Source organism: Streptomyces polyasparticus, from assembly GCF_014493765.1.
GTDB classification, from domain to species: Bacteria; Actinomycetota; Actinomycetes; order Streptomycetales; family Streptomycetaceae; genus Streptomyces; species Streptomyces polyasparticus.
The window spans coordinates 61,978-80,662 of the sequence record NZ_JACTVJ010000018.1; the positions used below are offsets into that span (position 1 = coordinate 61,978).

The 18,685-nt window shown below is 69.7% G+C and carries 18 protein-coding genes and 1 pseudogene; 12 read left to right on the forward strand and 7 right to left on the reverse strand.

The genetic code is table 11. The features are described from left to right. Positions 1-46 precede the first annotated feature (46 nt). Complete coding sequence (locus H9Y04_RS32040) at positions 47-1,615, reverse strand: beta-N-acetylhexosaminidase (protein WP_187817766.1); 1,569 nt, start codon at positions 1,613-1,615, stop codon at positions 47-49. Between the two features lie 242 nt (positions 1,616-1,857). Between H9Y04_RS32040 and H9Y04_RS32045 the strand changes: the two genes are divergently transcribed. From H9Y04_RS32045 to H9Y04_RS32075, 7 genes are all read left to right on the forward strand, one after another. Beyond that, entirely contained in the window at positions 1,858-2,439 is a 582-nt protein-coding gene (locus H9Y04_RS32045) for a 2-oxo-4-hydroxy-4-carboxy-5-ureidoimidazoline decarboxylase (protein ID WP_187817615.1), read from the forward strand. Positions 2,440-2,621: 182 nt separating this feature from the next. Beyond that, on the forward strand, positions 2,622-3,002 hold the full coding sequence (sdhC, locus tag H9Y04_RS32050) for a succinate dehydrogenase, cytochrome b556 subunit (protein WP_187817616.1): 381 nt from the start codon (positions 2,622-2,624) through the stop codon (positions 3,000-3,002). Positions 3,003-3,010: 8 nt separating this feature from the next. Next, positions 3,011-3,493 carry a succinate dehydrogenase hydrophobic membrane anchor subunit gene (locus H9Y04_RS32055; protein ID WP_187817617.1) on the forward strand — a complete coding sequence of 161 codons (483 nt, stop codon included), beginning with the start codon at positions 3,011-3,013 and terminating at the stop codon, positions 3,491-3,493. Between the two features lie 17 nt (positions 3,494-3,510). Next, positions 3,511-5,265 carry a succinate dehydrogenase flavoprotein subunit gene (gene sdhA, locus H9Y04_RS32060; RefSeq protein ID WP_187817618.1) on the forward strand — a complete coding sequence of 585 codons (1,755 nt, stop codon included), beginning with the start codon at positions 3,511-3,513 and terminating at the stop codon, positions 5,263-5,265. Continuing rightward, complete coding sequence (locus H9Y04_RS32065) at positions 5,265-6,023, forward strand: succinate dehydrogenase iron-sulfur subunit (protein ID WP_187817619.1); 759 nt, start codon at positions 5,265-5,267, stop codon at positions 6,021-6,023. Before sdhA ends, H9Y04_RS32065 begins: the two co-directional genes overlap by 1 nt. Positions 6,024-6,173: 150 nt before the next feature. Further along, positions 6,174-6,659: a hypothetical protein gene (locus H9Y04_RS32070; RefSeq protein WP_187817620.1), complete on the forward strand. Its 486-nt coding sequence runs from the start codon at positions 6,174-6,176 to the stop codon at positions 6,657-6,659. Between the two features lie 92 nt (positions 6,660-6,751). Then, on the forward strand, positions 6,752-7,144 hold the full coding sequence (locus H9Y04_RS32075; protein ID WP_187817621.1) for a VOC family protein: 393 nt from the start codon (positions 6,752-6,754) through the stop codon (positions 7,142-7,144). 6 nt (positions 7,145-7,150) lie between these two features. On the opposite strand, the gene H9Y04_RS32080 is transcribed toward H9Y04_RS32075, so the two are convergent. Further along, positions 7,151-9,103, reverse strand: coding sequence for a hypothetical protein (locus H9Y04_RS32080; RefSeq protein WP_187817622.1), 1,953 nt, complete (start codon positions 9,101-9,103; stop codon positions 7,151-7,153). 241 nt (positions 9,104-9,344) lie between these two features. Between H9Y04_RS32080 and H9Y04_RS32085 the strand changes: the two genes are divergently transcribed. The 4 genes from H9Y04_RS32085 (at position 9,345) to H9Y04_RS32100 (ending at position 11,486) form a co-directional block, all read left to right on the forward strand. Further along, positions 9,345-9,770, forward strand: a complete 426-nt coding sequence (locus H9Y04_RS32085) for a hypothetical protein (RefSeq protein ID WP_187817623.1) — start codon at positions 9,345-9,347, stop codon at positions 9,768-9,770. 117 nt (positions 9,771-9,887) lie between these two features. Then, positions 9,888-10,367: a thiol-disulfide oxidoreductase DCC family protein gene (locus tag H9Y04_RS32090; RefSeq protein WP_308801324.1), complete on the forward strand. Its 480-nt coding sequence runs from the start codon at positions 9,888-9,890 to the stop codon at positions 10,365-10,367. Positions 10,368-10,411: 44 nt separating this feature from the next. After that, positions 10,412-11,236 (forward strand): TetR/AcrR family transcriptional regulator, encoded by an 825-nt coding sequence (locus tag H9Y04_RS32095; protein ID WP_438818182.1) that lies wholly within the window; start codon positions 10,412-10,414, stop codon positions 11,234-11,236. 43 nt (positions 11,237-11,279) lie between these two features. Next, positions 11,280-11,486, forward strand: coding sequence for a hypothetical protein (locus H9Y04_RS32100; RefSeq protein WP_187817625.1), 207 nt, complete (start codon positions 11,280-11,282; stop codon positions 11,484-11,486). Positions 11,487-11,514: 28 nt separating this feature from the next. Here the strand turns inward: H9Y04_RS32100 and H9Y04_RS32105 are convergent. The 4 genes and pseudogenes from H9Y04_RS32105 to H9Y04_RS32120 form a co-directional block, all read right to left on the reverse strand. Beyond that, positions 11,515-12,390, reverse strand: a pseudogene (locus H9Y04_RS32105) (DUF7737 domain-containing protein); the annotation flags it as partial. A 2-nt stretch (positions 12,391-12,392) separates the two neighbouring features. Beyond that, the gene (locus H9Y04_RS32110) at positions 12,393-13,628 is read right to left on the reverse strand and encodes an RNA-guided endonuclease InsQ/TnpB family protein (protein WP_308801327.1); all 1,236 of its coding nucleotides are present in this window, start codon (positions 13,626-13,628) and stop codon (positions 12,393-12,395) included. A gap of 275 nt (positions 13,629-13,903) precedes the next feature. After that, positions 13,904-14,296 (reverse strand): hypothetical protein, encoded by a 393-nt coding sequence (locus H9Y04_RS32115; protein ID WP_187817626.1) that lies wholly within the window; start codon positions 14,294-14,296, stop codon positions 13,904-13,906. A 60-nt stretch (positions 14,297-14,356) separates the two neighbouring features. Next, the gene (locus H9Y04_RS32120) at positions 14,357-14,896 is read right to left on the reverse strand and encodes a MarR family winged helix-turn-helix transcriptional regulator (protein ID WP_187817627.1); all 540 of its coding nucleotides are present in this window, start codon (positions 14,894-14,896) and stop codon (positions 14,357-14,359) included. A gap of 80 nt (positions 14,897-14,976) precedes the next feature. Here H9Y04_RS32120 and H9Y04_RS32125 point away from each other — a divergent pair, with 80 nt between their 5' ends. Continuing rightward, entirely contained in the window at positions 14,977-16,206 is a 1,230-nt protein-coding gene (locus tag H9Y04_RS32125; RefSeq protein ID WP_187817628.1) for an MFS transporter, read from the forward strand. On the opposite strand, the gene H9Y04_RS32130 is transcribed toward H9Y04_RS32125, so the two are convergent. Continuing rightward, positions 16,199-18,637, reverse strand: a complete 2,439-nt coding sequence (locus H9Y04_RS32130; RefSeq protein WP_438818178.1) for an MMPL family transporter — start codon at positions 18,635-18,637, stop codon at positions 16,199-16,201. The genes H9Y04_RS32125 and H9Y04_RS32130 overlap by 8 nt on opposite strands. Positions 18,638-18,685 lie beyond the last annotated feature (48 nt).

An 18,685-nucleotide genomic window follows, 5' to 3' on the forward strand; every position in this document is an offset into this window, starting at 1 on the left:
ACCTACGTGGTGGGCAGCCCGGCTGTCCACCAGGAAAAACCGCAGGTCAGCCCAGCTTCTGCGCCAGACCCGTGAACTCCGTCCAGGACAGTGCGGGTTGGCGCGCGTCCCACACCCGCTGGGCCGTCGCCCGCAGCGGCAGCCGGATCCCCTCGGCGACCTGGTCCTGGGTCTGCGCGCTCGCGAAGTCGCACCAGACCGCGAAGCGCGCGCCGAGGATCTGGTCCCCGTACGCGGAGGGCACCGGCTTCGAGCCGCGCACCACCAGTGGGTTCCACTCCTTGTAGATCCGCTCACCGGTCGGGTACTTGAAGGTGTTCGGCTCGCCGAGCACGTAGTACAGGTACTCGTCGTTGAGGTTCACCAGCTTGCGGCCTGCCTTCAGGTACTCGACCGGCTCACGGGCCCGCAGCTCCTTGCCCGTCCAGTACTCGACCTCCAGGTCCTTGTCGGCCCGCACCACACCGCCGCGGAACAGCCCGTCGTTCCAGACCTTCGGCTTCTTGTCCGCGGCCCGGACCACCTTCGCCCGGTCGTTGAGCCAGCCCGTGGTCAGGTCCTGGACCTTGGCGTTCGGCCCGTACTTCTTGCGGGCGAGCGAGGCCAGCTGCGGATACGAGGCCTCGGGGTCGGAGACCATCAGCGCGCGGTACTCGTCGGCGCCCAGATGCCAGTACGTCCCGGGGAAGAGCCCCGCGTACTCACGGAGCAGCTCGTCGACGATCTTCGCCGACTCCGGCTTGGAGATGTCGATCGCGCCGCGCGAGGCCACGCCCCGTACGTCCCGCAGCTGCAGCGAGGGGTGCGCCGCCATCACCGCGCCCAGGTGCCCCGGGGAGTCGATCTCCGGGATGACCTCGATGTGCAGGCGCCGCGCCAGCTCGATGATCCGCTTCACCTCGGACTTCTTCAGGTGCTGCACCGAGACCACCTCGGGATGCGAGGAGGACTCGATACGGAAGGCCTGGTCGTCGGAGAAGTGCAGCCCCAGCTGGTTGTACTTGAGGTCCGCGAGCTCACGGACCCGGTCCTCGATCCAGTCGGCCGTGAAGTGCTTGCGTGCGATGTCCAGCATGAAACCGCGCTGCGGCTTGGCGGGCGCGTCCCGGATCACGCCCTCGGGCGCGGTGCCGCGCTGACGCACGATCTGCTTCAGGGTCCGCGTGCCGTAGAAGACGCCCGGCTGGCCCGTCGCGGAGATACGGACCCGCTCGTCGCTGACGCTCATCGTGTACGCCTCGGGGTTCGCCTCCCCCGCGACCAGAGCGAGTTCGATGTCGCCCTTGCCGGGCTCGGCGCCCTCGGCGTACTGAAGGCCGAGCTCGTCCGCGAGCAGCCGGCCCTCGTCGGCCAGCTGCCCGGCCGCCTCCTCGGGGACGATCACCTGCGCGCCCCGGTCCGGGTGCCAGCCGGGACCGCGCGCCGCCTCGTGCTCCCGTACGGACGGAATGGTCAGCGGCGCTTTCGAGAGCGGGTAGGCGGGTGCGGACGAGGCCGGTGAACGGTCGTCGGTGCGGTCGCTCACGGAGGGGGTGCCGGTGTGCGAGCCCTCCGGCCACAGCGTCACGGTCAGCAATGCGGCGGCCCCCGCCAGGAGTCCGGCCGCGGCGAACATCGGACGACGACTCACCGCCGCACCTCCCGGGGAGAGCACGGGATGGACAAAGATCGCGAAATGGTCGACATCACGTCAGAAACCTCCCATGCGCGATGAACCATTCGCTCCGAATACGCACCGACCGTCCACCACTCGCTCCCAAACTCTCCCGTCCGGGTGAAATTCGCGCATCCGTCGTACAACTCCCATCAGCTCTCGATAGCGTGAGCGCACCCCCAGACCTTCACCTGTGCCCACCCATGGCCGCTTCCGAGGAGCGCACGCTGCCTTCGCCCAGCCCGTCCCCCATCGCACCGCCTGCCCTCGCCATACCGAAACAAGCGCAGACAGGCAGCACCGCCGCCATGCACCCGGGGCTCGATCACTTCAACGCCGCGCCGCCCGACGAGGCCCGCGCGTTCCTGCTCGACTGCTGTGCGAGCGAGCGATGGGCGCAGCGCGTCGCCGAGCACCGTCCCTACCCGGACCTGGACGCGCTGCTCGCCGCGGCCGACGAGGCGGGATACGACCTGGGGCCCGCGGATCTGGACGAGGCGCTCGCCGCCGAGGAGAGCGAATACGCCGGCTCCGGCGACACCCCGCAGTCCGCACTCACCGCGCTGCGCGCCGCGCACGCCGCGTACGAGGCGAAGTTCGGCCATGCCTTCCTGCTCAGCCTCGACGCGTTCCACGACGACGAGCATCTCGACCAGGTCCTCGCGGGCCTGCGCACCCGTCTGACGAACGACCCGGACGAGGAGCGGAGCGTCGCCGCCGAGCAGCTGCGCCGGCTCGCGCGGGAACGGATCACGGATGCGCTGTACGTACTGACGTATGCGTAAAACTCCCGAATCCGACCCGCCTGATAGCCCGTACGTGCCTGTTTGATCACACCTATCGACCCGGCGCGGGCATGCCGACATCTGGTCGATACGATGACGAGCGGCCGGTGGACCGTACCCGGCCGGGTCTGACCGACACAGAAGCCGGCCGACCCCACACCCCGCTCCCGGAGGGTTCTTCCGTGCCGGCTGGAACGCTGTACCGCGGCCGGGAAGGAATGTGGTCCTGGGTGGCTCATCGAGTCACCGGCGTCCTCATCTTCTTCTTCCTGTTCGTACACGTCCTCGACACCGCTCTCGTCCGCGTCTCCCCCGAGGCGTATGACGATGTCGTGGCCACCTACAAGACGCCGCTCGTCGCGTGCCTGGAGTACGGCCTCGTCGCCGCCATCCTGTTCCACGCGCTCAACGGGCTGCGCATCGTCGCCGTCGACTTCTGGTCGAAGGGCCCGCGCTACCAGAAGCAGATGCTCTGGTCCGTCGTCGGCATCTGGGTGGTGCTGATGGTCGGCGCCATCTACCCGGTGCTCGGCCACGCCGCTCGTGAACTGTTCGGGAGCTGAGGCCTCACATGTCCGCTGAAACCACCTCCGCGTCCGGCATCGGCGATGTCGAAGGCGTGTCCCTCTACGACGTGGACCACCCCGCCCCCGTCATCGAGGCACCGCGCAAGCGCACCAAGAAGACCCCGAAGGCCACGCGCGGCAACTTCGAGATGTACGGCTGGCTCTTCATGCGCCTGTCCGGCATCGTCCTGGTCGTCCTGGTCCTCGGCCACCTGCTGATCCAGCTGGTGCTCGACGGCGGCGTGTCCAAGATCGGCTTCGCCTTCGTGGCCGGCCGCTGGGCCTCGCCGTTCTGGCAGGCGTGGGATCTGATCATGCTGTGGCTGGCAATGCTGCACGGCGCCAACGGCCTGCGCACGATCATCAACGACTACGCCGAGCGGGACAACACGCGCTTCTGGCTGAAGATGCTCCTGTACACCGCCACGGTGTTCACCGTCCTTCTGGGCACGCTGGTGATCTTCACCTTCGACCCGAACATCCGCTAGGCCCGGGGTTACGACTCATGAAGATCCACAAGTACGACACCGTCATCGTCGGCGCCGGCGGCGCCGGCATGCGCGCGGCCATCGAGGCCACCAAGCGCAGCCGTACCGCCGTGCTCACCAAGCTCTACCCCACTCGTTCCCACACCGGTGCGGCGCAGGGCGGCATGGCCGCCGCGCTCGCCAACGTGGAGGAGGACAACTGGGAGTGGCACACCTTCGACACGATCAAGGGCGGCGACTACCTGGTCGACCAGGACGCCGCCGAGATCCTGGCGAAGGAGGCCATCGACGCGGTCCTCGACCTGGAGAAGATGGGCCTGCCGTTCGGCCGTACCCAGGACGGGACGATCGACCAGCGCCGCTTCGGCGGTCACAGCCGTAACCACGGCGAGGCCCCGGTCCGCCGTGCCTGCTACTCGGGCGACCGCACCGGCCACATGATCCTGCAGACGCTCTACCAGAACTGCATCAAGGAGGGCGTGGAGTTCTTCAACGAGTTCTACGTCCTCGACCAGCTCATCGTGGAAGAGGACGGCGTCAAGAAGAGCGCCGGCGTCGTCGCGTACGAGCTGGCCACCGGCGAGATCCACGTCTTCCAGGCGAAGGCCGTGATCTACGCGTCCGGCGGCACCGGCAAGTTCTTCAAGGTGACCTCCAACGCACACACCCTCACCGGTGACGGCCAGGCGGCCTGCTACCGGCGCGGACTGCCGCTGGAGGACATGGAGTTCTTCCAGTTCCACCCGACCGGCATCTGGCGCATGGGCATCCTCCTCACCGAGGGTGCGCGCGGCGAGGGCGGCATCCTTCGCAACAAGGACGGCGAGCGCTTCATGGAGAAGTACGCGCCGGTCATGAAGGACCTCGCGTCGCGTGACGTCGTCTCGCGCTCCATCTACACGGAGATCCGCGAAGGCCGCGGCTGCGGTCCCGAGGGCGACCACGTCTACCTCGACCTGACCCACCTGCCGCCGGAGCAGCTGGACGCGAAGCTCCCGGACATCACCGAGTTCGCGCGTACGTACCTCGGTATCGAGCCGTACACGGACCCGATCCCGATCCAGCCCACCGCGCACTACGCGATGGGCGGCATCCCGACCAACGTCCAGGGTGAGGTCCTCGCGGACAACACCACGGTCGTTCCCGGTCTGTACGCCGCCGGCGAAGTCGCCTGCGTGTCGGTGCACGGCGCCAACCGCCTGGGCACCAACTCGCTGCTCGACATCAACGTCTTCGGCAAGCGCTCCGGCATCGCCGCCGCCGAGTACTCCGCCAAGGCCGATTACGTCGAGCTGCCGGAGAACCCGGCCGAGACGGTGATCGAGCAGGTCGAGCGCCTGCGCAACTCCACCGGCAACGAGCGCGTGGCGGACATCCGCAAGGAGCTCCAGGAGACGATGGACGCCAACGTGATGGTGTTCCGTACGGAGCAGACCATCAAGTCGGCCGTCGAGAAGATCGCCGAACTGCGCGCCCGCTACAAGAACGTGTCGATCCAGGACAAGGGCAAGCGCTTCAACACCGACCTCCTGGAGGCCATCGAGCTGGGCAACCTGCTCGACCTGGCCGAGGTCATGGCGGTCTCCGCGCTCGCGCGCAAGGAGTCCCGCGGCGGTCACTACCGCGAGGACTACCCGAACCGCGACGACGTCAACTTCATGCGCCACACCATGGCGTACCGCGAGGTCGGCGACGACGGCTCCGATTCCGTCCGCCTCGACTACAAGCCGGTCGTCACGACCCGCTACCAGCCGATGGAGCGTAAGTACTGATGGCAACTCCCGTACTGGACAAGGTCGAGGCCGAGTCCGCAGCGTCGCCGTACATCACGGTCACCTTCCGTGTCCGCCGCTTCAACCCCGAGATCTCGGACGAGGCGAGCTGGGAGGACTTCCGGATCGACATCGATCCGAAGGAGCGTGTGCTCGACGGTCTGCACAAGATCAAGTGGGACCTCGACGGCTCGCTGACCTTCCGCCGCTCGTGCGCGCACGGCATCTGCGGTTCGGACGCGATGCGGATCAACGGCAAGAACCGCCTGGCGTGCAAGACGCTGATCAAGGACATCAACCCCGAGAAGCCGATCACGATCGAGCCCATCAAGGGCCTGACCGTGCTCAAGGACCTCGTGGTCGACATGGAGCCGTTCTTCCAGGCGTACCGCGACGTCATGCCGTTCCTCATCACCGAGGGCAACGAGCCGACGCGTGAGCGTCTGCAGTCCCCCGAGGACCGCGAGCGCTTCGACGACACGACCAAGTGCATCCTGTGCGCCGCGTGCACGTCCTCGTGCCCGGTGTTCTGGAACGACGGGCAGTACTTCGGCCCGGCGGCGATCGTCAACGCGCACCGCTTCATCTTCGACTCGCGCGACGAGGCCGGTGAGCAGCGCCTGGAGATCCTCAACGACCGTGACGGCGTGTGGCGTTGCCGCACCACGTTCAACTGCACGGACGCCTGCCCGCGTGGCATCGAGGTCACCAAGGCGATCCAGGAAGTGAAGCGCGCGCTGATCACGCGTCGCTTCTGAGGTTTCTTCCTGTACGTGCTTGCTGCGCGTGCTTGCCGTACGTGCTTGCCGTACGTGGGCGAGGGCCCCGTTTCCCGTTCGGGAGACGGGGCCCTCGTCGCGTATGACACGATCTGAGGCAGGCCTGAGACCGAGGGAGAGCCGGGGGACATGAGCGATCCGAATCCGTACCAGGACGAGCCGTACAAGTGGGGCCCCGCGCAGCAGCAGCCGCCGACGCCCGGATACGGCTATCCCGCCCCGGGGTCCGGCGGGGCGCCGACGCCGGGACCGATCCAGCCCGCGGGCGGCGGTGCGCCGCTGATGTCCATCGGCGACATCACCGTCACCGGCGACAGCATCATCACGCCGGCCGGAACGCTGCCGCTGCGCGGTGCGGTGTGGACCGCCACCGACATGTCCCGTACGGAGGAGAAGATCCCGACGCACGCGATCGTGCTCGCGGTCGTCTTCTTCGTCTTCTGTCTGCTCGGGCTGCTGTTCCTCCTGATGAAGGAGAAGACCACCACCGGCTTCGTGCAGGTGACGGTGACCAGCGGCGGCCGGCATCACTCGACGATGATCCCGGCGGCGGGGCCCGAGACGTTCCCGTGGGTGATGGGGCAGATCAACTACGCGCGCTCGCTGAGCATCTGAGCGCCCGGCGCCCTGCCTCGCGCGTCCCGGGCTCGCGCGTCCCTGGTTCGCGCGTCCCGGGATACGGGACCCCGCGGGTCTAATCTGACGACATGTCACTCGATCTGCTCGGCTTCGACAATGTGCTCTTCCCCGTGGGGGACCTCGGCGAGGCCGTGGACTTCTACGAGCGGGCCGGGTTTCCGCTCTCCTTCCGGCTGGACGAGGCCGGGATCGCCGGGCTCAAGGTGGGCGAGGAGACGCCCGGGCTGCTGCTCCGCCAGGAGGACGGCCTCGCGCACCGGCCGGCCGGCGACTGGTCGGCGCGAGTGTGGCTGGAGGTCCCCGACGCCCGCAAGGCCGCGCTGGAACTGACCTCGGCGGGCCTCGTGCCGGAGCCCCCGTTCTCTGTGTCGACGGGGTGGACGGTGGAGCTGGCCGATCCCTGGGGGAACGTCGTGGGGTTCACGGACTACTCGAAGCGGCCGGGGTTGGGACGGGTCTGAGCCACGTCAGGGCCGCAGGGCCCGTACCGTCGTGGACGTCCGTCCGCAGACCGCGAGCACCGTGCCCGAAGCCCGGTCGCGCCACAGGGTTCCCGTGCCCGGACACGGCACCTGTGGCGCCTTGAGGTCGCCCTGCTCCACGAGCCGAGTCCGGCTCCGTGTCTCCGCGAACTCCTGACGCAGCAGGCCGATACGGCCCGCGTCGGTCAGCACGAGGAAGTACGCCTCCCTGTAGATGTCGACCTGCGGCGGTGTGAACGCGACGATCGACGACGCCGTCTCTCCTTTCCGCAGCCGGTACAGGTCGTGCCCCTTCCGTTCATCGCGGCCGATCAGCCGGATCCCGTCGGGCGCGGGCAGCAGGAGCACCGCGTTCAGCCCGGACACGATCCCCGGCCGGCCCGGTGGCACCGCCGAGGTCGAGGGCACCACCGGGGCCGAGGTCCATGTCACCGGAGCCGTACGCCCGTACTCCAGGCCGATGTCGCCCACCCACGTACGGCCGCTGCCGCACTCGTCCTCGACGGTCAGCACGCGGCGGTGCGTGACGTCCAGGCTTGTCGCCGTCCAGCCCTCCACGCAGGCCCGCGGCGGCGGAACGGTCAACTCGATCCGCCTGCCCGCCAGGAGCGGGGGCAGGTCGAGGCTGCTGTCCGCGCGGGGCGGCTCCGCCAGGTCCAGCACGCTGAACTGCCCTTCGGCGCAGCCCGAGATGACCAGCGTGCCCGGATCACCCGGGCTGCCCTGGTGCACGAGATAGCGGCAGTACGAGTCCCGCTCGGCCACGCGCCCGACGATCGCGGCATCCTTGCGGTCCACGGCGAGCACACCGGAGCCGGGGCTGCCCACATAGGCGAGTTGGGCCGCGGGCAGTGTGACGACCTGGGGCGGATGGTCGCCCTGGGCCGCGGAGGTGATGAACCGCCACCGGTCGGGCTGCCCGAGCATCCCGGTCCCGGGCAGCTCCGAACGGCCGCGCACCGACCCGTCGTACGAGTCGAGCACCGTCAGCCACACCCCGTGGATGACCAGGACCGCACAGCCCTCGCTGACGGCCACCTGCTGCACGCCGCCGGGGTCCCGTACGGTGAAGCGCCAGCGTGACCGTCCCGTCGCGGCGTCCAGACCGAAGACGGCCGAGCCGGGGCTCGCCGACTCGACGCTGACCAAGGTGCCCCGAATGCCCGCCGCATCACCGGTGCCATACGTCTCCCGGTCCGCGTCCCGTCGGCCGTCGCCGCAGACGCTCAGGCCCACCGGGTTGGGGAAGGTTCGGTGCCAGGCCTCGCGGGCCAGGGTGCGCGGCAGGTCGGCGTCCTCCTCCGCGGCGCCCTTGTCCCGCTCCGCGTCCGGCACCGGCTGGGACTCGGTATGTGGCGGCTTCGGCCCGTACTCGGTGCGCCGTTCGTACGCGAACAGGAACGCCCCCGTGCCCAGGAGCCCGCCGAGCAGGGCGCCCACAAGCGCCAGCACGCCGAGCCGCCGGGCGCGGCGGCGCAGGGCGCGGCCCGAGCGGAGCGGCGCCGTGTCCAGGCCGAGCCAGGGATCGGTGCGCTTGACGAGCGGGAGGCACAGGAGCGTCGCCGCCGTGCAGCACAGACCGGCGGCGAGCGGGGCCGTGTCGCGGCCCGAGGGGTCGTCGCTCAGATACTCGCCGAACCCGGAGATCGCGCCGAGCGCCGCCAAGAGGGCGGCCACCACGGCCGCGTTCGGCGAGGCGAGCCCCCAGGCGAGGACCGCGACGGCCGCCGCGGCGAAGACGCGCACCATCCAGTGGGCCGTGCCGAACGCCAAGGCCCAGTCGTCCGGCACGGGCACCACCACGGCAAGGAGCGCGAGCGCCGCCACGGCGCCCGGGAGCAGGGCCGCCGACGGCGGGGCGGACGGGCGCGGGCGGCCGACCAGGTCGCGTGGCGCCACGTGCACGATGTGCGGCCTGCCAGGCCGGTCGGATCCCATCCGCTGCCGCCTCCCCCGCTAGGGCTTCTCAGATCCCTTGCCCGGGACGCGTGTTGACGGCAGAGGGGTTCCTTCCGGTCTCCCCGCAGCCAGGCTCCCTTTGGCGCCACCCCGACCTTGAACGCGTTCAAAACTCCCGCTACAGTCATCACCACAAGGTTTTGAACGCGTTCAAGGAAGCGTTCGGGGCCTTCGGGCCGCGGTGTGCGTGTGCCCGGAAACCGGAGGGGATCGAGGGATCATGGACCTCACAGTCGTCGCATACGTCGTGTACCTGGCCATCAGCATCGGCCTGACCATCTGGGTCGCCCGCACGCTCAGCCGTAACGGGCGGATCTTCCTCAGCGACGTACTGCGGGGGAACGAGAAGCTCGCGGAGGCCGTGAACCACCTTCTGGTCGTGGGCTTCTATCTCGTCAATCTCGGGTTCGTCGCGCTCTATCTGAACGCGGACAACCTGATCGCCGACGCGCGGGGGATCTTCGAGGCGCTGTCGGTGAAGCTCGGGGTGGTGCTGCTCGTACTCGGGGTCATGCACCTCGGCAATGTCTGGGTCCTGAACAAGATCCGGCGCCGGGGAATCATGGAGCGCGAGCAGGTACCGCCCGTGGCGCCGCAAGGGTTCAGCGGCGGCCAGGGTGCGTGGGCGGCACCCACGGGGGCCTGAGCGATGGGGACCGCTCAGGGGTACGGGGGCCGGGGCATCGCCCCGGAGCAGGGGGGCCGGGGCGATGCCTCGGAGCAGGGGGGCCGGGGCGATGCCTCGGAGCAGGGGGGCCGGGGCGTGACGTACGCTCCGGTCCGCCGGCTGACCGTCTTGTACGACGCGGAGTGCCCGCTGTGCACATGGGTGCGGAACTGGCTGGTGAAGCAGCGGCAGTTGGTGCCGCTGGATCTCGTACCCGCCGGTTCGGACGAGGCACGGCGGCGCTTCCCGGGGATCGACCACGGGCGGACGCTGGACGAGATCACCGTCGTGGGGGACGGCGGGCAGGTCTACCGAGGGCCCGCGGCCTGGGTCGTGTGCCTGTGGGCGCTGGCCGAGCACCGGCCGATGGCGCACCGGGTCGCCTCCCACTCGGGCGGACGGTTCGCCCGGGGGGTGGTGCTCGCCGCGGCGAAGTACCGGCAGGGGCAGCGCCCGCCGGAGGGCTGGCAGGGCGGCGTGTACCGGCGGGCCGACGGGTGGATGTACCACCCGCAGCGCGGCTGGTCGTACGGCGGACCGCAGGCCTGTGCCCCAGGCGGCTGCGCGACTGGTTAGGCTCGGCTCGTGCCAGCGTGCCAGCAGGGAAAGTGAGCGTGAACGTGTCGTCGGAGCCGGGGCCCTCGCCCAAGGAATCGGGATCCGCGTCCAGAGGTTCGGCCTCCGCGCCCAAGGGATCGGCGTCCGGGGGTTCGGGACCGGCCCCCAAGGATTCGGGATCGGCGCCCAAGAGCGAGCAGACCCGGACGCTGATCCTGGAGACCGCGATGCGGCTCTTCCAGGAGCGTGGGTACGACAAGACCACGATGCGGGTGATCGCCAAGGAGGCCGGGGTCTCCGTCGGCAACGCGTACTACTACTTCGCCGGCAAGGAGCACCTGATCCAGGGCTTCTACGACCGGATCGCCGCCGAGCACCAGGCCGCCGTACGGCCGGTGCTCGACCGCGAGACGGATCTGGAGGCACGGCTCGCGGGGGTGCTGCGGGTGTGGCTGGACATCGCGACGCCGTACCACGAGTTCGCGTCCCAGTTCTTCAAGAACGCCGCCGACCCGGACTCGCCGCTCAGCCCCTTCTCGGTCGAGTCGACGCCTGCGCGCGAGGCGGCCATCGATGTGCACCGCGAGGTGCTCTCCGGCGCCAAGACCAAGGTGCCGGAGGAACTGCGGGACATCCTGCCCGAGATGATGTGGCTGTCCCAGATGGGGCTCGTCCTGTACTGGGTCTTCGACCGCTCACCGGGCCGTGAGCGCAGCTTCCGGCTCGCCGCGCGCGGGGCGAAGCTGACGACCAGGGGTGTGCAGCTGGCCCGCTTCCGGGTGCTGCGCCCACTGGTGCGCGAAGTGCACGAACTCTTCACCGACTTCCTGCCGGGCATGACGAACGCGGACCCGTCCGCCGCCGAGCCCGGCCCCACCAAGCGCTGACCCGGTCGTCGGGCCGGCCCTGGCCCGACGAAAGGTCACCACGATGTTGCTCTTCCTCCTGCTGCCCCTGGTCCTCCTCTTCTTCGCGGTCGGCGCGCTGGCGTTCCTGGGCTACCTCCTGCTCATGGTGTTCGTGTCCGCCGCGGCCGGTGCCTGGACCCGGCCGCAGGTGGGCTGGCACATCGCGGCCGCCACGATCGGTCTGCCGCTCGTGGCGCTGGGCGGAGTCGTTGCGGTCATCGCCGGCTGACCGTCCGGCCGCCCACGCCGTCCCTCCCTCAGAGCTGACTCGTGATCGTCGGGTCCGTGATCTCCGTGTCCTTGGCGAGCAGCATCGCCTTGCTGAGGATGACCGAGAGCACGCGGTCGCCCTCGAAGGGCAGATAGCCGCCCGGGTCGCCTGCCGCCGAGGTCCCCTTGGGGACGATGCACAGGTACTGGTCGTTCGGGGTCCGCAGGATGTTGCCGGAGCCCAGGTGGATCTTGTACGTGTGCAACTCGCCCTTGACGTGCAGGAACCGGCCCTCGACCGTGCACCGGTCACCGATCGCCAGCCTCGGTATCAGGCGGGTGAGCAGCGCGCGACGGGTCTCCGCGCTCGCGCCCAGCTCGCCGAAGCCGTACGAGGTCCAGTACTCCTGGAAGCGGCCTTCGGGACCGCCGTCCTGCCAGTTCGGGTCATTGCCCACGCTGGCCACACCGACGAACAGGTCCACGTCGCGCAGGACTTCGCTGAGCGCGAGGGGTGGTATGCCGGTGAGCGGCAGGGCGTCGACGGGGGCCGCGCCGCCGTGCAGCCACATCCGGTACTCGCCGCCGCCCGCGTGCGCGCTGTTGTGCGGGGCGTCGAGCGGATAGAAGCGCACCTGGTCGGTACGGATGCGCAGATAGCTCCCGGCTTCGGAGAGGTCCACGCCCCAGTCGTCGCCGATGCCCTCGATCCAGTACTCGGCGCGCAGGCCCCACTGGGGCAGCTCCTTGTACGCCGGCGGGTACTCGTCGTCGACGCAGAGGCGCAGCTTGGCGTGCCAGCCCCTGATCGCGGCAAGGGAGTTGAACTGGTGCTGGCGCAGGATGTGGGCCGCGAAACGGTTGGAGTACGTGCCCGTGTTCCGCTCGGCGTCGGTCAGGAGATACACCTCGCGGTGGGCCTGCGTCAGCTACCCGGCTCTGAGGGGCCAGGCTTGGAGGTAGAGCCCAACTGGCTGTTGGGGAGTCCCCTCCATCCAGCACCCTGCACGGGTGCAGGGGCGTGTGACTCCGCCCCGCTTCGCCACAACCGCCACGCACGGGCGCGAATGTTGCGGGAGCCGTTACGGTCGGCGTGATCAACGAATCCGCACGACCGGCACACGAACCGTCCCCGAGAGACACGGTTCAGCTTGTCCGTATACGCGCACTCCGCACATATGCGGGAGGTGTAGGCGGGATCGACGAACAGCACGGGAACACCAGCCCTACGGGCCTTGTACTCCACGAACCGTCCGAGCTGGGCGAACGCCCAGGAATGCAACGTGACCCGTTGGGGCTTCCTCAGCCGTACCCGCGTGCGGATACCGGCAAGATCCTCCATGCCGATCCCACGCCCGGTGCGTTCAGCCTCGGTCACGATGCGCTTCGAGATGATGTGGTTGACCTCGGTCGCCTTGCGCTGCTCCTTGCGGCGCTGCCGCTTCAACACACGCTTGGCCGACTTCGTGCCCTTCTTCTGGAGCTTCGCCCGCAACACGAGCTGACGCTTGCGGTAGCGGTTCAGCCCGCGCCCGGCGTGGATCTTGCCGTCCGAGGTGGTGGCGATGTTCACGATGCCCAGGTCCACACCGAGGAAATCGACCGGCTCATACAGCTCGGCCTCGGGGACTTCGCAGGTGGCGATGAGGAACCACATGCCGTCCCGGTAGACGAGATCGGACTCGCCCCTGCGGCGCTCGGCCAGCAAGTTGCGCGCCTGCTCGGAGCACGCGAACCGCACGCCTTGAAGACGTCCGGCGGTGGTCCAGATGGAGACGGTCCGCTCGTCCACCTGCCAACTGAGGCACCGGTCGTCATACGGCTGCGCCGCATCCGCCCGGAAACTGATCGGCCTTCCCTCGGCCCGACCGCGGCGCTTGCTGCCGGGCTTGCCGAGGTTGCCGTTGCGGATGTTCGCCCGCAAAGCGGTGTAGGCGTCAGCAACCTTGCGCAGCACATGCAGCGCAGGCTGCGCTGACAGGCCCCGCGTTTTGAGATCGACATAGGCGAGCCCCTGCAGCGCCCTACGAGAAGTCTCACCCCGCTCGTACGCCAGGCCCGACAGCCAGTTGGCCGCGTCGTTCGCCGTGCGCAGGGTGCACTCCAGCGCCGACGCCACCTCCGGCGTCGGCATCAGACGAACCTGCACAACGATGTTCACCGGACCGACGCTACGGCCAACACCCGTACACACGGCTGGCTTTCGCATCTCTGTCCGCGAACCAGCGACACTTAGGACTAATGTTCGCTTCCCGCTGCTCGGCCGTGCGGAAGCGAACACGCCTGCGGCGGCAGGGCCCCGTACGGGCGCGAGCATCGTGGCACCATCTCCGCGCCAGCGGCCACCACTGAGGGTGGCGACCTTGACCAGCCCCTTCGCCAGGCCAGCAGGCCCCGGGAGGCGACGTAGCCGCGCACAGCCCGCGGTGCTCGACCTCACCCACCCACCAGCGGAACCAGCTTCAGGAACGTGACCTCCACCCCGAGCCGGAGCTCGATCTCCTCGTCGAGATCCTCCACTTGCCGATCACCGATCAGGACCAGGAACCCGTTCCGCCCGAACGCCTCCACCGCCCGCTCGAACTGCCGCTCCGGATCGATCCATCGCGGTGTCTTCAGCGCATACCCGTTCAGCGTGCGCTCGGTGTCCGTGGGCTGGACCAGCCCGCGGAACACACCCGGCGACGCCGCGTGGTACTCGGCCACCTCCTGGAACACGCGTCGCCGGATCACCTCGCGCAGCGTCAGCCGCTCCTCGGTGATCTCGAACCCCCACGCCTCGGCGCGCTCCCCCGCAGTCGTCTCGTCGACGAACGTCAGTCTCCCCATGCCGAAAGACGTTAGACGGCGCCACTGACAACGGCCCTCACCCGCACAGTCGGGCCGGGATCAGGCCTTCCAGCCCGCCCCGCCCTCCCGCTCCGCCACCACCATGATCCGCCGGAGCATGTCCGAGAGCTGCGCGCGCTCCTTCTTGGAGAGCACCCCGAGCAGCCGGTACTCCTCGTCGCCGAGTACGTCCATCGCCCCCAGCCACGTCGCACGCCCGTCCTCGGTCAGCTCCACGTCCACCCTGCGGCGGTCGACCGTGGACTGCGTACGGCGGACGAAGCCGCGCTTCTCCAGGGCGTCGAGCCGTCCCGTGACCGACGCGGGCCTGAGGTCGAGGTCGGCGGCGAGTTCCGAGGGGGTCGCGCAGCCCGAGCGTCCCGCGAGCTTGTGCAGGGTGTCGAACTCGTGGCGATCCAGGTCGAAGTCGACGAGGGACTGTTCGCGTACCCGCATCAGATGTACGGAGAGCTTCTTCATCCGGGTCACCGCGCCCTCGACATCCGGGTCGAGTTCCGGCAATACGGGCAGCCAGCGGGCCACATGCCCGTCGGTCCAGTCCTGTTCACGCCCGGTGTCGGACTTCCGCTCACGCTCCATACGGCTCAGCGTACGCCGAAGCCCTTCGCTGCCAAATAATTCGTTGACGAATAGTTCGGTACCGAAATACTCTCCCCGGCATGCCGCACCCCCTGCGCACCCTCAACTTCCGTCTGTTCTTCGCCGGCCGGTCCCTCTCGCTCATAGGCGACGCGGTGATCCCCACCGCCCTCGCCCTCGCCGTACTGGAGATCAGCAAATCGCCCTCCGCGATGGCCGTCGTGCTGGCCTGCGCGCTCATCCCCAAGCTGGCGCTGCTGCCGTTCGGCGGAGTGGCCGGCGACTGGTTCCACGCCCGTACCATCGCCCTGATCACCGACGGCGTACGCGCGGCGAGCCAGCTGTTCGTCGGATTCGAGCTGCTCGCCGGCGACCCGCACCTGTGGCAGATCGCGCTCGCCGAGGCGATCGGCGGCGCGGCCTCCGCGTTCGCCATGCCGACGGAGGCCCCGCTGATCACCGGAACGGTCGCGCGGGACCAACTGCACCGAGCCAACGCCCTGTTCGGCATCGTGCGCAGTTCGGCCCGGTTCGGCGGGCCCGCGCTCGCCGGACTGCTCGTCCTGCTCGCCGGACCCGGGCTCGCGTTCCTGCTCGACGGCGCCTCCTTCGCCGTCAGCGCGCTGCTGCTCGTCCTCACCCGTGTCCGCAAGGTCCCCGTGGAGCGCCGCTCCCTGCGCGCGGACCTGGTCCAGGGCTGGCAGGAGGTGCGCCGCCGCGACTGGTACTGGACCAGCCTGATCGGCCACTCTGCCTGGAACGGCGCCGCGGCCGTCCTCATGACCATCGGACCCGCCCTCGCGGTCGAGGAGTTCGGGGGCTCTGCGGCCTGGGTGGTGCTGCTCCAGGTCGGCGCCGGCGGTCTGCTGCTCGGCTCTCTGCTCGCCACGAAGGCCCGGCCCAGGAGGCCGATCCTGACGGCCAACCTGGGCCTGGCGACGTACGCGCTGCCGCTCTCGTTCTTCGCCGCGGGCGCGCCCGCCCCGCTGGTCATCGGCGCGTACGGGATCGCCCAGGCCGGACTCGGCTTCCTCAACCCGGTCTGGGAGACCGCGGTACAGCAGGCCATACCGGCGCAGACGCTGGCCCGCGTGGTCTCGTACGACTGGCTGCTCTCGCTCGGCGCGATGCCGATCGGCTACGCGCTCGCCCCGCTCGCGGCCGGTCTGTGGGGCCCCGAGACGCCGCTGTGGATCGCGGCCGCGGTGGTGGCGACGGCCTGCGCGGGGACGGCCCTGGTCCCCGGCGTACGGGAATTCCGTTCCCGTACGCAGGAGGAAGCCAAGGCCGAACCACAGCCCGTCAGTTGACCGGATCCACCTGTTCCTCCCCCGCCAGCTCCACGTCGTACACGAGCGGCTCCTCGCCGATCATCACGTGCCGTGCGCGCGGCGCGAACCCGTGCGCGGTCACGGCGAGGAGGTAGGAACCGGGGCCCGGCGAGGCCAGGATGTACGAGCCGTCGGCGAGGGAGTCCACGCGGTCGAGCTGACGGCCGCCGCGCGAGACGAGGGTCAGCACGGCGCCCGCGACGGGCTCGCCGTCCGGTGTGCGCAGGAAGCCGTGCACGGCGGAGGCGCCGCCGGCGCGCTGGGCGGGGACCTCGGCGTTCACCGGCTCGGCCGGCAGGTCCTCCTTGGGCTCCACCGCCAGATGCGGCAGCCGCTTGTCCAGCCAGCCCGGCAGCCACCAGTTGGACCGTCCGAGCAGATGCATCGCGGCGGGTACGAGGGCCGTGCGCAGGATGAACGCGTCGAGCGCGACCGCCGCCGCGAGCCCGATGCCCGCCATGGCGCCCTCCATGTCGCCGCTGAGGATGAACGCGGAGAACACGCAGATCATGATGAGGGCCGCGGAGTTGATGACCCGGCTGGTCTCGGCGAGACCGACCCGTACCGCCCGTGCGTTGTCCTTCGTGTGCACCCATTCCTCGTGCATCCGGCTGACCAGGAACACCTGGTAGTCCATGGAGAGGCCGAAGAGCAGCGAGAGCATGATGACCGGCAGGAAGGCCGTGATCGGGCCCTCCTTGCCGAGGCCGAGCGCCTCCGCACCCCAGCCCCACTGGAAGATCGCGACCAGGACGCCGAACGAGGCCGCCGCCGCGACCAGGTTCATCACCGCCGCCGTCAGCGGCACCACGAGCGAGCGGAACGCGATGAGCAGGAGCAGGAAGCCGAGGCCGATGATGGCGCCGACGAAGAGCGGGAGGCGCTCGCCGGTGACGGCCGCGAAGTCCTTGAACACGGCCGTGACACCGCCGACATGGGTCTCGGTGCCCGCCGTCGGGATCACGTCGTCACGCAGCCGGTCGATCAGCTCGTCCGTCTCCACGGACTGCGGTGAGGTGGTGGGGACGACCTGGATGACGGAGACGTCGGAGCCCGGCGGCACCGGCAGCTGAACGGCCGCGGCCACTCCCTCCGTGCCCTCGACCCGCTCCAGAAGACCCTCGTCACCGCCCTGACTGACCAGCTGCAGCGGCCCGTTGAAGCCCGGGCCGAAACCTTCCGCCAGGAGGTCGTACGCCTGCCGAGTGGTGGTGGACTCCTGGTGGTTGCCCTGGTCGGTGGCGCCGAGCCGCAGGGACAGGACCGGGATCGCGAGGGCCGCCATGACCACCACCGCCACGAACGCGATCGACCGCGGCCGCTTCTGCACGAAGCCCGCCCAGCGCGCGGCCGCTCCGGTGGCCTCGTCCGAGTCGGGGCCGTCCGCGGCGAGCTTGCGGCGCTGACGGCGGCTGAGCACCTTCGGCCCCAGCACCCCGAGCATCGCGGGCAGCAGCGTGATCGCGGCGAGCACGCTCATCACCACGGTCAGGGAGGTACCGATGACCACACCGTCGAGGAAGCGCATGTTCATCACGAGCATGCCGGCGAGCGCGATGCACACCGTGCCGCCCGCGAAGAGCACCGCACGCCCCGAGGTGTTGAGGGCGGCGACCGCCGACTCCTCCGGGTCGAGGCCGCGCTGGATGCCGCGCCGGTGCCGCGTCACGATGAACAGCGCATAGTCGATGCCGACACCCAGGCCGATCAACGAGCCGAGCAGGGGCGCGACTTCGGGCACGTCGGTGACGTGGCTGAGCAGCGAGGTCCCCATCATCCCCATGCCCACGCCGAACACGGCCGTGATGATGGGAAGCAGCATCGCGAACAGCGAGCCGAACGCCAGGAAGAGCACGACCGCGGCCGCCGCGATGCCCACCATCTCCGCGAGCCCGGTCGGCGGCTCCTGGATCCGCGTGATCGCCTGCCCGCCCAGCTCCACCTGCAGACCGGCGCGCCCGGCGTCCTGCGCGGTCTCCACGACATCCTCGACCAGCGCCTTCGGCACGGCGTTCGCCTGCTCGGCGAAGGTCACCTGCGCGTACGCGGTGCGCCCGTCACGGCTGATCTGCGCGGCGCCCTGTTCCGTATAAGGGGAGGACACCTCCCCTACGCCCGCCATCGCGCCGATCTCCTTGAGCGCGGGCTCGAGACGTTCCCGTACGGCCTCATCGCGTACGGAACCGGAGTCGACCTTCCAGACAACGGTGTCCGTGTCGCCGGCGGCCTCCGGGAAGGCCTCGGTCATCAGGTCGTACGCGCGCTTGGAGTCCGTGTCCGGGAGGCTGAAGACATTCGCGTAATCGGTGCCGGCCTGCGAACCCGCGGCCCCTACACCGAGCAACGCTCCCACCCACAGTACGAGGACCACCAGGCGGTGCCGATAGCACCACCGTGCCAATGCAGCCACGATTCCTGCCCCTTCATCGGTCTGTACCGGTACTGGTAGGTCCCCCTA